Source organism: Chryseobacterium sp. R2ACT005 (assembly GCF_049949215.1).
GTDB lineage: Bacteria > Bacteroidota > Bacteroidia > Flavobacteriales > Weeksellaceae > Chryseobacterium.
The window spans coordinates 3408405-3421520 of sequence record NZ_CP188192.1 but is presented as its reverse complement, the minus strand read 5'-3'; the positions used below and the strand labels follow the sequence as shown (position 1 = coordinate 3421520).

General features: G+C 35.6%; 11 protein-coding genes and 4 tRNA genes. All 15 read left to right on the top strand.

The genetic code is table 11. The annotated features are described in order from the left end of the window. The first annotated feature begins 80 nt into the window (after positions 1–80). The 15 genes from ACPF63_RS15610 (at position 81) to ACPF63_RS15540 (ending at position 13116) form a co-directional block, all read left to right on the top strand. Positions 81–968, top strand: a complete 888-nt coding sequence (locus ACPF63_RS15610; protein WP_426480536.1) for a decaprenyl-phosphate phosphoribosyltransferase — start codon at positions 81–83, stop codon at positions 966–968. After that, positions 965–2284, top strand: coding sequence for an FAD-binding oxidoreductase (locus ACPF63_RS15605; RefSeq protein WP_077415691.1), 1320 nt, complete (start codon positions 965–967; stop codon positions 2282–2284). Before ACPF63_RS15610 ends, ACPF63_RS15605 begins: the two co-directional genes overlap by 4 nt. Further along, complete coding sequence (locus ACPF63_RS15600) at positions 2284–3009, top strand: SDR family NAD(P)-dependent oxidoreductase (protein WP_077415689.1); 726 nt, start codon at positions 2284–2286, stop codon at positions 3007–3009. Before ACPF63_RS15605 ends, ACPF63_RS15600 begins: the two co-directional genes overlap by 1 nt. A gap of 6 nt (positions 3010–3015) precedes the next feature. After that, positions 3016–3603, top strand: coding sequence for an HAD family hydrolase (locus ACPF63_RS15595; protein ID WP_142719025.1), 588 nt, complete (start codon positions 3016–3018; stop codon positions 3601–3603). A 24-nt stretch (positions 3604–3627) separates the two neighbouring features. Next, positions 3628–4095 (top strand): hypothetical protein, encoded by a 468-nt coding sequence (locus ACPF63_RS15590; protein WP_077415685.1) that lies wholly within the window; start codon positions 3628–3630, stop codon positions 4093–4095. Between the two features lie 2 nt (positions 4096–4097). Next, positions 4098–5273 (top strand): cysteine desulfurase family protein, encoded by a 1176-nt coding sequence (locus tag ACPF63_RS15585; RefSeq protein ID WP_426480535.1) that lies wholly within the window; start codon positions 4098–4100, stop codon positions 5271–5273. Positions 5274–5356: 83 nt separating this feature from the next. Further along, positions 5357–5674, top strand: a complete 318-nt coding sequence (gene trxA / locus ACPF63_RS15580) for a thioredoxin (protein WP_047380983.1) — start codon at positions 5357–5359, stop codon at positions 5672–5674. 124 nt (positions 5675–5798) lie between these two features. Further along, positions 5799–5872 (top strand) — tRNA-Asp (locus tag ACPF63_RS15575). A 32-nt stretch (positions 5873–5904) separates the two neighbouring features. Beyond that, positions 5905–5978 (top strand) — tRNA-Asp (locus tag ACPF63_RS15570). 32 nt (positions 5979–6010) lie between these two features. After that, positions 6011–6084 (top strand) — tRNA-Asp (locus ACPF63_RS15565). 32 nt (positions 6085–6116) lie between these two features. Continuing rightward, positions 6117–6190: transfer RNA gene (locus tag ACPF63_RS15560), tRNA-Asp, on the top strand. Positions 6191–6508: 318 nt separating this feature from the next. Continuing rightward, positions 6509–8410 carry a polysaccharide biosynthesis protein gene (locus tag ACPF63_RS15555; protein ID WP_426480534.1) on the top strand — a complete coding sequence of 634 codons (1902 nt, stop codon included), beginning with the start codon at positions 6509–6511 and terminating at the stop codon, positions 8408–8410. Between the two features lie 287 nt (positions 8411–8697). Next, positions 8698–9417, top strand: coding sequence for a polysaccharide biosynthesis/export family protein (locus tag ACPF63_RS15550; protein WP_426480533.1), 720 nt, complete (start codon positions 8698–8700; stop codon positions 9415–9417). A 3-nt stretch (positions 9418–9420) separates the two neighbouring features. Next, positions 9421–11766: a GumC family protein gene (locus ACPF63_RS15545; protein ID WP_426480532.1), complete on the top strand. Its 2346-nt coding sequence runs from the start codon at positions 9421–9423 to the stop codon at positions 11764–11766. A 54-nt stretch (positions 11767–11820) separates the two neighbouring features. Beyond that, positions 11821–13116: a nucleotide sugar dehydrogenase gene (locus tag ACPF63_RS15540; RefSeq protein WP_426480531.1), complete on the top strand. Its 1296-nt coding sequence runs from the start codon at positions 11821–11823 to the stop codon at positions 13114–13116.

The following is a 13116-nucleotide window of genomic DNA, read 5'->3' as shown; positions in this document are numbered from 1 at the left end:
AAAGACCGCCCCGGCGGTTTTTTTTGTATTTTTATGCTAGAAATTTTGAATTGATTACTTTTGTACTTGAAACAACATAAATGAAGAAATATTTAAAGCTGCTCCGCGTAGAGCAATGGGTGAAAAACCTTTTTGTATTTGTCCCGCTCTTTTTTTCAGGTAACATTACCAACATAGATCTGCTTACTAAAAGCATTTTCGCATTTGTAATATTTTCGCTTGCCGCAAGCGTAGTATATATTCTGAATGATTATAATGATATTGAAGCAGACAGAAAACATCCTGAAAAAAGGAGAAGACCTCTGGCGAGTGGTGCTATTTCAAAAGCAAGGGCTATAGGAATTCTTATCGGTTTGGTTATTACAGATATTATTCTCGTATTTTTCACACAGCTCTATTTCCATGAGTTGCTATGGAAGTTTGCGATCATAATAGGATTCTATGTAGTGATGAATCTGGCATATACATTTAGACTTAAACATGTTCCCATTATCGATATTTTTATTATTGCTATAGGATTTGTACTTCGTGTATTGGCTGGAGGGTATATTACTGGAATCAGTATTTCACAATGGGCGATTCTTTTAACGTTTGTATTGGCACTCGTGCTTGCCATTGGAAAAAGAAGAGGAGAATTGATCAATGCACAGGTTTCAGGAAAAACAAGACGGGCATTGGACGGGTATAACGTTCAGTTTGCAGATATTGCATTATCTATTTCTATTACGCTGGCTATTGTATGTTACCTGATGTTTACCCTGTCACCGGAAGTTCAGGAAAGATTCCATGAAAGGGTTTTTTATACGGTAATCTTCGTGGTTTTTGCCTTATTAAGATATCTTCAGCAGACATTGGTCTACAACAGAACGGAATCTCCTACAAAAATTGTGTACCGGGACCGCTATATACAGGTTACCCTATTACTTTGGGTTGCTGCATTTTTAATTCAAATTTATTTTAAGAAATGAAGCCGAATTTCACACAGAAAGTTACAAACTGGGGTAATTACCCGGTAGTGGAGAAAGAAATGAGATCAGAGGACAGTTTCAAAAAAATAAAAGAATTTGTACTCAATCACAACGAGATTATTGCCAGAGGAAACGGAAGATGCTATGGAGATGCTTCGTTGGGAGAATCTATATTTTCAACAAAAAAATTAAATAAGTTTATCAATTTTGACCGTTTAAACGGGGTGATAGAATGCGAATCCGGAGTACTGCTTTCAGATGTTCTGGAAATTGCTGTTCCGCAGGGATATTTTCTATACGTTACTCCCGGGACAAAGTTTATATCGGTGGGAGGAGCTATTGCTTCCGATGTTCATGGGAAAAACCACCATGCAGAAGGATGTTTTTCAGAATACGTGATTGAATTTAAGCTCATGACTGAGAGCGGACAAATTATTACCTGTTCCAGAGAAGAAAATTCAGAGAAATTCTGGGCTACTATTGGTGGAATGGGACTTACAGGGATTATTCTTACAGCAAAATTTAAGCTTAAAAATATAGAATCTGCATACATTCGCCAGGAAAGTATCAAAGCAGAAAACCTGGATGAAATCTTTAAACTGTTTGATGAAAGTGAAAACTGGACTTATACCGTTGCCTGGATCGATTGCCTTCAGAAAGGAAAAAATATTGGAAGAAGTATCCTGATGAGAGGTGAGCATGCCTTCCAACATGAGCTTCCCCAGAGTCTTTCGAAAACTCCTTTAAGATTAAAGAAAAAATTACAGCCTACAGTTCCTTTTTATTTTCCGGGATTTGTACTGAATGCACTTACGGTAAAAATATTCAACTGGCTATATTATAAAAAACAGTCTAAGAAGGAAGTCAAGAACTTTATTGATTACGAAACATTTTTCTATCCTTTGGATGCTATTAATGATTGGAATAAAATCTACGGGAAATCCGGTTTTATACAATATCAGATGGTCATTCCTAAAGAAGCGGGAAAAGAAGGGATGAAAAAAATCCTTGAAACGATTGCCAATAGTGGGAATGGATCATTCTTAGCAGTTTTAAAACTTTTTGGAAAACATAATCCGGAGGCTTATAACTCATTTCCGGTGGAAGGGTATACACTGGCCTTGGATTTTAAAGTGAATTCAAAACTGAAAAAACTGGTAGACCAGCTTGATGCAATTGTTCAGGAGTTCGGAGGAAGAATTTACCTTACCAAAGACAGTATGAGCAGATCATCACTTACCAATTATCTGAAAAATATTCAAAATCCTAAATTTGTGTCTTTACAGCACAAAAGAATCATAAACAACAACTCATAATGATAGTTCTGGGAAGCACATCTGAAGTGGCACAGGCTTTTGTGGAAAAAGCACTTCAGGAAGGAGAAAAGTTTGAAAAAATCTATCTTTTTACCTCAAATAAAGAAACTACAGAACGGTTTGCAAGACATATTGATGTGAAATTTCTGCAGCAGGCAGAAGTTATTGAACTGGATCTGACGAAAGAAATTGATTACAACAGATTTGATAATATCAATTCAAATGTATTATTTTGTGCCGTAGGGTATTTAGGAGAAGGAACAGAAGAAGGACTGTATGATAACAGGAATACGGAACGCATTATAGATATTAATTATTCAAAACTGGTTCCCGTAATGAACTATTTTGCTCATAAATTTGAAAACAGAAGATCCGGAACGATCATTGGGCTTTCATCAGTAGCAGGAGACAGGGGAAGACAGAGTAATTTTATCTATGGAAGTGCAAAAGCTGCGTTTACAGCCTATCTGAGTGGTTTGAGAAACTATCTCTTTGATAAAAAAGTACACGTTCTTACGATAAAACCTGGGTTTATGGCAACCAAAATGACTGAAGGTCTGCCTTTAAATCCAAAACTGACCGCAACGCCGAAACAAGCGGCTGCCTGTATTTATAAAGCCTTTAAAAAGGAGAAAAACGTGGCATATGTTTTGCCGGTTTGGAGTATTATTATGATGATTATCAGGAATATCCCTGAATTTATATTCAAAAAATTAAAGCTTTAAAGAGAAATGAAAAAATTGTATTGTTTTGATTTTGACGGAACTTTGACCTACAAGGATACTATGTTTATGTATCTTAAATTCTACGATTCTACAAAATACCGGATACAATTTTTAAGACATGTACCTCTCTTTATTCTGCTGAAGCTGAAACTGGCTGAAACGGAAAAAGTGAAAAAAAGTTTTATCGGGTCTATTTTAAAAGGACAGACTCAAGAAAAGATCGAAATGAAATCTAAACAATTTTTTGAACTTCACTATCCTAAAATTGTAAGGGAAAATGCATTAGACTTTATAAAAAATATCGATAGGAATAATACACAAAGTTTATTGGTGACCGCATCCTTGGATATTTGGGTAAAGCCTTTCGCTGAGGAACTTAAAATGGAGCTTGTTTCTACGCGGGCAGAGTTTAAGAACGGGATTTTCACAGGAAACTTTGTAGGGAAAAACTGTAATGGAAAAGAAAAACTGGTAAGAATTAAAGAAGAAATAAACAATTCTAAATACGATAAAATTATTGCATTTGGGGATACTTCAGGGGATCGGGCAATGTTGAAATGGGCAAATGAAGGACATTATCAATTTTTTCACTAATTTTGGGAGATAAAATTGTAAAAAATGAAAAGCCTGATAATTGCATGTACAGTAATATTGATGAGCTGTGCAAGCACTTCATCTCAGAAGTCTTCTGCTATGCAGGGAAATACTGAGCTCCTTGTTTCTGAATCTCAGGGAGGAACTGATAAACCAGGCTTTAAGATAATTGAAGACGAAAAAGAGTTTCGTAACATTATCAGTGGAAGTTTTGGTACCGCAGATCTGGGAAAAGATTCTTATGTCAGCTATCCGAAATTTCCGAAAAATAAAAAAGTTGTTATATACAATTTGGGAACCTTCAGATCAGGAAGTCACAAAATTGAAGAAATCAAAAGTATCTCTGTAAAAAATCAGATTCTCTATGTAGAAGTTCCGGCAGGAGAACCTTCCGGTGGAATGGAAATTCAGGTGATCTCCAGTCCATGGTTTATTTTTACTGTTCCCACAGATTACAAGTTTACCTCCGTAGAATTAAAATATTCAAAATAATAATGGATAAAGTATATTTAGATAATGCCGCAACCACTCCGCTTGCAGAAGAAGTTATAGATGCAATGGTGGGCACTATGAAGATGAATTTCGGAAACCCGTCTTCAACGCACAGCTTTGGCCAGGAAGCAAAAATCCTTATTGAAAATGTAAGAAGACAGGTTGCAGACTATCTTCATGTAACTCCTGCTGAGATCATTTTTACTTCCTGTGGAACCGAATCCAATAATATGATCATTAAATCCTCGGTAGAACACCTTGGAGTAGAAAGAATCATCAGCTCTCCTCTGGAACATAAATGTGTTTCTGAAAGTATTCTGGACATGAAAAACAGAAAAGGAGTAGAAGTAAACTACATCCGTCCGAATGAAAAAGGAGATATTGACCTTACAAAATTAGAAGAACTTTTAAAAGCTTCAGATAAAAAAACATTGGTAAGCTTAATGCATGCCAACAACGAAATCGGAAATATCATTAATCTTAAACATGTTGCCCAGCTGTGCAAAGAGCATCATACACTTTTCCATTCAGATACGGTACAGACCATGGCTCATATGAACCTTGATTTCTCTGATATTCCTGTAGATTTTGCTTCATGCAGTGCCCACAAGTTTCACGGGCCGAAAGGAGCAGGATTTGCATTTATCAGAAAAGCAACGGGCTTAAAAGGAATTATTACCGGAGGACCTCAGGAAAGAAGCCTTAGAGCCGGAACTGAAAATGTTAGCGGCATCGTAGGACTGGGTAAAGCGTTAGAGCTTTCTCTGAATCATATGGATGAATATACCCACCATATGCAGGATATTAAAAATTACGCAATTGAAAAACTTTCTGCTGAAATTGAAGGAATTAAGTTCAACGGAAGAAGTGCTGAAAAAGAAAACAGCCTTTATACGGTTTTAAGTGCTTTACTACCTTATAAAAATCCATTGATAGGACTTCAGTTGGATATGAAAGGAATTGCAATCTCTCAGGGAAGTGCATGCTCATCAGGAGCTTCAAAACCTTCAATGGTTATGATGATGGTGCTTTCTGAAGACGAAATGGATCATTGTACACCATTGCGTATCTCTTTCAGCCATATGACAACCAAAGCGGATATCGATACATTAGTGAAGGCTCTGAAAGAAATTTCAAGCGACTATACTATAGAAAAAACTAATGTTGAGCATAGATAGTCTTATGCTTTAAAAATCGTAATTTTGAACATCCGATAGAGGATTAAAAGAAAATAATATTAATTAAAATAAAAGAAACAAAAATGGCTTTAGAAATTACAGACAGCTCATTTCAGGATACGGTTTTAAAATCTGACAAACCGGTATTAGTGGACTTTTGGGCAGTGTGGTGTGGACCATGCAGAACTTTAGGACCAATCATCGAAGAAGTAGCATCAGATTTTGAAGGTAAAGCAATCGTTGGGAAAGTAGATGTAGACAACAACCAAGAGATTTCTATGCAGTATGGTATCAGAAATATCCCTACAGTTCTTATTTTTAAGAATGGGGAAGTGGTAGATAAATTAGTAGGTGTGGCTCCAAAAGAGGTAATCGCTGAAAAATTAAGCGCTCACTTATAAAAAAATAAGTTTGATAATGAATGCCTTCCAGTATTGGGAGGCATTTTTTTTAAAATAATTTGCAGATAACAAAAAAAGGTGTAATTTTGCAACCACGAAAAAGAAACGACGTTCTTTAAAAAATGATCCGGTAGTTCAGCTGGTTAGAATGCCGCCCTGTCACGGCGGAGGTCGCGGGTTCGAGTCCCGTCCGGATCGCAGAAGTTTTCTCAATTTCTTTTAAAAAAATTGATCCGGTAGTTCAGCTGGTTAGAATGCCGCCCTGTCACGGCGGAGGTCGCGGGTTCGAGTCCCGTCCGGATCGCGGAAGTTTTCTCAATTTCTTTTAAAAAAATTGATCCGGTAGTTCAGCTGGTTAGAATGCCGCCCTGTCACGGCGGAGGTCGCGGGTTCGAGTCCCGTCCGGATCGCAGAAGTTTTCTCAATTTCTTTTAAAAAAATTGATCCGGTAGTTCAGCTGGTTAGAATGCCGCCCTGTCACGGCGGAGGTCGCGGGTTCGAGTCCCGTCCGGATCGCAAATACAATATGAAATTTGTATAGAATACTGTAAAATATATGTTTTACAGTATTTTTTTTGTTTTATGTGTATTTTAAAAAAATGAGAACGGATCAGGTACAAAAGCTGGATGGAAATAATATCCGTATATCTCGGTGGGTTTATGGGTCTTTTTAATAATCTGTTTTTGGAATTTTGTTTCAAAATGTTAATTTATAATTTAAATAAAAATTAGCATGTAGTACTAAAAATATTAATAATAATTGTTACCTTCGCCCAATAATAAAAGCCACTGAGTGTTGAATTAATGAAAATGATATTTTAGGTTTATTTGTATATGGGGGATATTTTTAAAATCAGGGAGTTAAGGTATATACCCAGATGGTCGGTTTTTTTTATCGACATTTCAGTTATTTTCTTTTCTGTTTTAGTTTCATATTTGTTCTTAAAAAGTCTGGAGGTAAAACTGAACTTTATTGAGTACCAAAATGAAAAAATATTTTCAGTAATTATTGTTAATATTCTGTTTATACTCCTGTTCAAAACATATGCAGGAATCATAAGACACTCTACTTTTTTAGATTTTTGTAAAATTTTGTGGTCTTCGGGTAGTGCTCTTATTGCATTACTGGGACTGAATTTTATATCGGGACTGGCATTGGGTAAACCTCTTTTTTTATATCCGGTTCTGTTTTTATTTTTCTTTATTTCTATTTTTCTGATGTTCTTTTTCAGAATGATAACCAAACAGTTTTTTTCTATATTTATGGATGTTAAGGATATTTCATCTAAGGAAAGGGTTGCTGTTGTAGGAATAAGTGATGCTTCTGTTTCATTAGCGAATGCTATTATTCATCATCCTGATCATCCCTATCAGCTGGCAGGATTTCTTAGTGCCAGATCAGATTCTAAGAAAGCAATGCTGCTAGGTCATAAGATTTATAATAAAAAACAGTTTCTTAAAAGCAATAATCTGAGAGAACAGTTTGATGCGGTTTTAATCAAAGATATGATGACAAAGCGGGAAATGGAAGAATGGACTGCTCTTGCATTGGATAATGGATTGAAAGTATTAAAAGCACCTGTAGCCAGTATAATAAAAGAAGATGATGTTGTAAAAGGCATCCGTCCGCTTAAGATTGAAGATTTGCTTAATCGTCCGGCCATTAAAATAGAAGGGGACGAGGTAAAGAGTTTTCATGTTAATAAAACTATTTTAGTAACCGGAGGCGCCGGGTCTATAGGAAGCGAAATTGTAAGGCAGGTTGCTCAATTGAATTCATCACTTATTGTGGTGGTTGATCAGGCGGAATCTCCTTTATACGAACTGCAGCTTGAATTATTAGAGAGATTCCCGAACCAAAGATTCAAATTTGTATTGGCAGATATTTCAAACTATCCAAGGATGGAAAAACTGTTTGAAGATTATAAGTTTTCAATTGTCTATCATGCGGCTGCGTACAAACATGTTCCTTTAATAGAAGATAATCCGCATGAAGCTATTTTTGTAAACATCGGAGGAACTAAAAATTTAGCTCTTTTATCAAAAAAATATAGTGTAAATCGTTTTGTGATGGTATCTACAGATAAAGCTGTAAACCCAACTAACGTAATGGGAGCTTCTAAAAGAGCTGCTGAACTTTTTGTACAATCTTTACAAAATTCTTCTGAGAATACAACAAAATTTATTACAACACGTTTTGGAAATGTACTAGGTTCCAACGGTTCTGTAATACCGCATTTCAAAAAACAAATTGAAAAAGGAGGTCCGGTTACAATTACTCATCCTGATATTATTCGTTATTTTATGACTATCCCGGAAGCCTGCGAATTGGTACTTCAGGCAGCAACAATGGGAGAAGGGGGTGAGATTTATGTTTTTGATATGGGTAAACCTGTCAAAATATTGGATTTAGCAGAAAGAATGATTAGATTATCAGGATATACGCCAGGTATTGATATTAAAATTGATTTTATAGGCTTACGACCAGGTGAAAAGTTATATGAAGAACTTTTAACAGATCATTCTACGACTATTCCTACGCATCATGAGAAAATTATGATATCCAGAGATCCGGTGATGGAGTTTGAAGATATAGAAGCTTTGTGTCAACGGATTATTATGTTGGCAGTGAATAAGGATAGTTTACAAATTGTAAAAACATTAAAAGTCATTGTACCAGAATTTATAAGCAATAATTCGGAATTTGAAGTTTTAGATAAAATATCTGAACATTAAGTATATGAGTGAATTATATGAATGAAATTAATAAAAAAAATAGTGGAAAATAATAATTTTCGTTATTTTGTTTTCAAACGGAATGAAAATTGCTAGAAAAAGAAATAATCTAAATATAGGGATTAAAATACGCCTCACATAAGTAAAAACTTCTTATAACATAGTATCTTAAATAAAATTGAAGTTAACTCAAGTAGACTAGAACAAAAAAACATATGAATAAAACTATTATTGCGTATATAATACTGTTATCGGTTACTTTATTATCATGTAGACCGAAGCAAAATATGGTATATATATCAAAACATAATATGGAAGAGGAAGTTGCAAAAGCAAAGTTCCAGGGCTTACATATTCAGGAAGGGGATGTACTTTTAATTCTTGTTTCTGCACTGGATGAAATTGCTGTGAAACCTTTTAACCTTAATACTGCAAACAAAGTAGGGGGGGATAATAGTAGGGGAATTAACCAATATGTAGAACCAAGTCAATATATTGTAAATGAAGAAGGTTATATCTCTTTTCCGGTTTTAGGAAATGTATATACTAAAGGAATGACGCAGGTGCAGCTTAAAGAAGATCTGGAGGCTCGACTTAAGAGATATCTTACAGATCCTATGGTGAGCATTACTTTGAAAAATTTCAATGTGAGTATCTTAGGTGAAGTAAAAGACCCGGGGCAGAAAGAAAGTGTTTCTCAAAAGATTAACATCTTTCAGGCACTAGGTCTTGCAGGTGATATGACAGATTTCGGAGACCGTACCAATGTAAAGCTTATCCGTGCAGGAGAAGATGGTACTGATCAGATTGTTAATGTAGACCTTACCAGATCTGATATTGTAAGCTCTCCGTACTATTATATGAAACAAAATGACATATTGTATGTACAGCCGGATAAAAATAAACAGGTTCAGGCCAACTCGAATCCAAACAGAGCGCTGACATTCCAGATTATTGGTGCATTATTAACGGCGGGTACGCTTATTATTGCTTTAACACGAAGATAAAATATGCAGAAGATAGAATTTCAGGAAAATGAAGAATCTTTGAATTTAAGAAAGATCATTGGAAAATATTTAGGCAAATGGCCTTGGTTTATAGCATCTGTCATATTATTTATTATTGCAGCTTTGGTATATCTTCGGTACGCTGTACCTCAGTATCAGTCTACCACAACTCTAAAATTTGATAAAAAACAATCGGATTTAACTGGTGCTTTGATTGATCTCGACAACCTTGGGCTTGGCTTGGGAAATGCAGATGAGCTTAAAAGTGAGGTTGCCGTAGTAAGTTCAAGACCTATTCTGATGAATGTTGTTGAAAACCTTAATCTCAACGTACAATATTATAATTCCGGTGAAATCAGGGATTCTGAATTATTCACAAAAGTACCTATTGAAGCTAAAATTATATCTTATAAAACTGATGTCAAGAAATTTGTTTCATCAGAATATCTTGTGAAAGAAGTCAATGGAAATGATTTTGTTTTAGAGGATAAAGATAAGAAAACAGTAAAAGGTAGTTTCAATAAAAATCTGGTTCTTAATTTCGGAACTGTAGTTCTTCAAAAAGTTCCGGGACATATTTTTAAAGATAAATATAAAATTGTCTTCTGGAATCCTATAGAGAAAGTGAAATCTTTGGAAAAAAAGCTTTTGGTTGAACTTCCTGACCAGAAAGCAATGCTGATGGATATTAGTATTATAGGTACCGTACCTGAAAAATCAGAAGCAATTCTTAACGAAATAACGAAACAGTATAATCTGGACGGGCTTAAAGATAAAAATTTACAGGCACAGAACACTCAGGAGTTTATTGATAAAAGATTGGAGGTGATCTCTCGTGATCTTTCAGGAGTTGAAAATCAGAAAGAGGATTTCCAAAACCGTAATCGTATTGTAGACTTAGAAGCACAGGCACAGCTGGCTCTTCAAAATACGAATGATAACACTAAAGCATTGCTTCAGCAACAGACACAGCTGGATCTTCTTAATTCTCTTCAATCTGAAGCTTCAAAGGGCGCTAATCAGCTTATGCCTTCTAATTTAGGACTGAGTCCTTCTTTGGAACAAGCGATCTCGCAATACAATACTCTTGTTATCACCAGAAATAAGACTTTAAAACAGGCAACTAATGAAAACCCTGCGGTAATAGAAATGAATAAGGAAATTTCTTCCCTGAAAGAAATTGTAAGAGATAATATAAACCAGCAAAAGGCAACCATTCAGACATCTATTGCTCAATTAAACAACCAGATTTCTGCTAATACGGGAATGATAGAAAAAGTTCCGGGACAGTCGAAAGTTTATAGAGGTATTGAACGTCAGCAGAATCTTAAAGAACAGCTTTTCCTTTTCCTATTACAGAAAAGAGAAGAAAATGCAATTAACCTTTCAGTTAATGTACCAAAAGCTAAGATTGTAAACCCTGCGTATACGATTGATGCACCTGTATCTCCTAAGAAGAATATTATTCTTTTGGCTGCTGTTTTATTAGGATTGATGATACCATTTGGGGTGCTCTATCTTTTCTTTATGTGGGATGATAAAATTTACAATCGAACAGATATTTCAGAAAATTCATCACTTGGAGTACTGGCAGATATTCCTGCTCTTAAAGATAATCAGAATCACCTTGTACAGAAAAATGATTTCTCAGAATTGGCTGAAGCATTCAGAATATTGGTTTCCAATCTTAAATTTCTACTTCCTAAGAAAGATTCGGCGAAAGTCATACTGGTAACTTCTTCAGTGAAAGGAGAAGGAAAAACATTGGTTTCAGTGAATCTTGCGCTGACGTTGGGCAGCAAAAACGGAAGATCATTACTAATTGGTTCGGATGTTAGAAATCCGCAGATACAGAGATATGATGATGAGCGTGTTAAGAATGCTGGTCTTACGGAATATTTATATGATGAAACGACAGAAGTAGAAGATCTTATACATACTTCCGATACCAATCCTGAATGTGATGTAATTTATGCGGGATCTATCCCTCCAAATCCTCAGGAGCTTCTTTCCAACGGCCGTTATCAGAAGCTTATCAGTGAGATGTCGTCCCGTTACGAATATATTGTGATTGACTCTGCTCCGCTGATGCTTGTTTCAGATACATTGAGTATTTCTGATACAGCCGACGCTTCTTTATACGTTGTGAGATCGGGAGTATCAAGAAAAATATTAATAGATTTTGCAAATAAACTGGTTAAAGAATCAAAAATATCAAACGTTTCTTTCGTGATCAACGATGTTTCTAAAAATGTTGGTGGTTATGGCTATGGATACAACTATGGTTACGGTTACGGATATACAGCTGATGAGAAGAAAAAATGGTGGCAAAAACTTTTTAATAAATAGTCAATTTATCTTCAAAAAATAAACAAAAAATAAAGTAAGAACATCACATATAATATGAATATACAGAATAAAATTGGGGTAATCGGATTGGGGTATGTAGGATTACCGCTTGCCCGTTTATTTGCAACAGAATACGCCGTAGTTGGTTTTGATATCAATAAGTCCAGAATTGCAGAGCTTAATAGCGGAAAAGACTCTACTTTGGAGGTAGAAGATGAGGTATTGCAGCCGGTTTTAGTAAAAGAGAATCCATTTTCAAATTCATCAAAAGGATTGCTTTGCTCATCTAATCTGGAAGATATTAAAGATGCTAACATCTATATTGTAACTGTTCCTACACCAGTAGACAAACATAATCGTCCGGATCTAACGCCTTTATATAAAGCGTCTGAAACAGTGGGGAAAGTATTGAAAAAAGGAGATATTGTTATTTATGAATCTACTGTTTATCCTGGCGTTACAGAAGAAGAATGTATCCCTGTGCTGGAAAAAGTTTCAGGATTGAAATTTAACGAAGATTTTTTTGCAGGATATTCTCCTGAAAGAATCAACCCGGGAGATAAAGAACGTACTGTAGAGAAGATTTTAAAGGTAACTTCAGGTTCTACACCGGAAATTGGTAAAAAAGTAGACGAATTATATAAATCTGTGATTGCTGCGGGTACACATTTGGCACCAACCATCAAAGTAGCTGAAGCATCAAAGGTGATCGAAAATTCACAGCGTGATATCAATATTGCTTTTGTGAATGAGCTTGCAAAAATATTTAATCTTCTGGATATTGATACACACGCAGTGTTGGAAGCAGCAGGAACCAAGTGGAATTTCCTGAAATTCAAGCCCGGATTGGTAGGAGGGCATTGCATCGGGGTAGATCCTTTCTATCTTGCGCAGAAAGCGCAGGACGTAGGATATTACTCTGAGCTGATCCTTACAGCAAGAAGACTGAATGATTCTATGGGGCAGTTTGTAGCCTCTGAGGTTGTGAAAACAATGATAAAGAAAAGAATCAACATTACGGATGCCAAAGTGCTGAATCTTGGAATTACCTTTAAGGAAAACTGTCCGGATGTAAGAAATACCAAAGCTGCAGATGTTATCAATGCACTGGAAGATTATTCTATCGAGGTGACAACCTACGATCCGTGGGCAGACCCAGAAGAAGTGAAGCATGAGTATGGTATAAAATCTACAAATTCTCTGGAAGATGTAAAAGAGAAGTTTGATGCAGTTGTTCTCACGGTTTCTCATGATGAATTCCTTAATATCGATCTTTCCAGTTATCTGAAAGAAGATGGAGTTGTATATGATGTTAAAGGAATTTTAGAGAAATACGATAATCGTTTATAA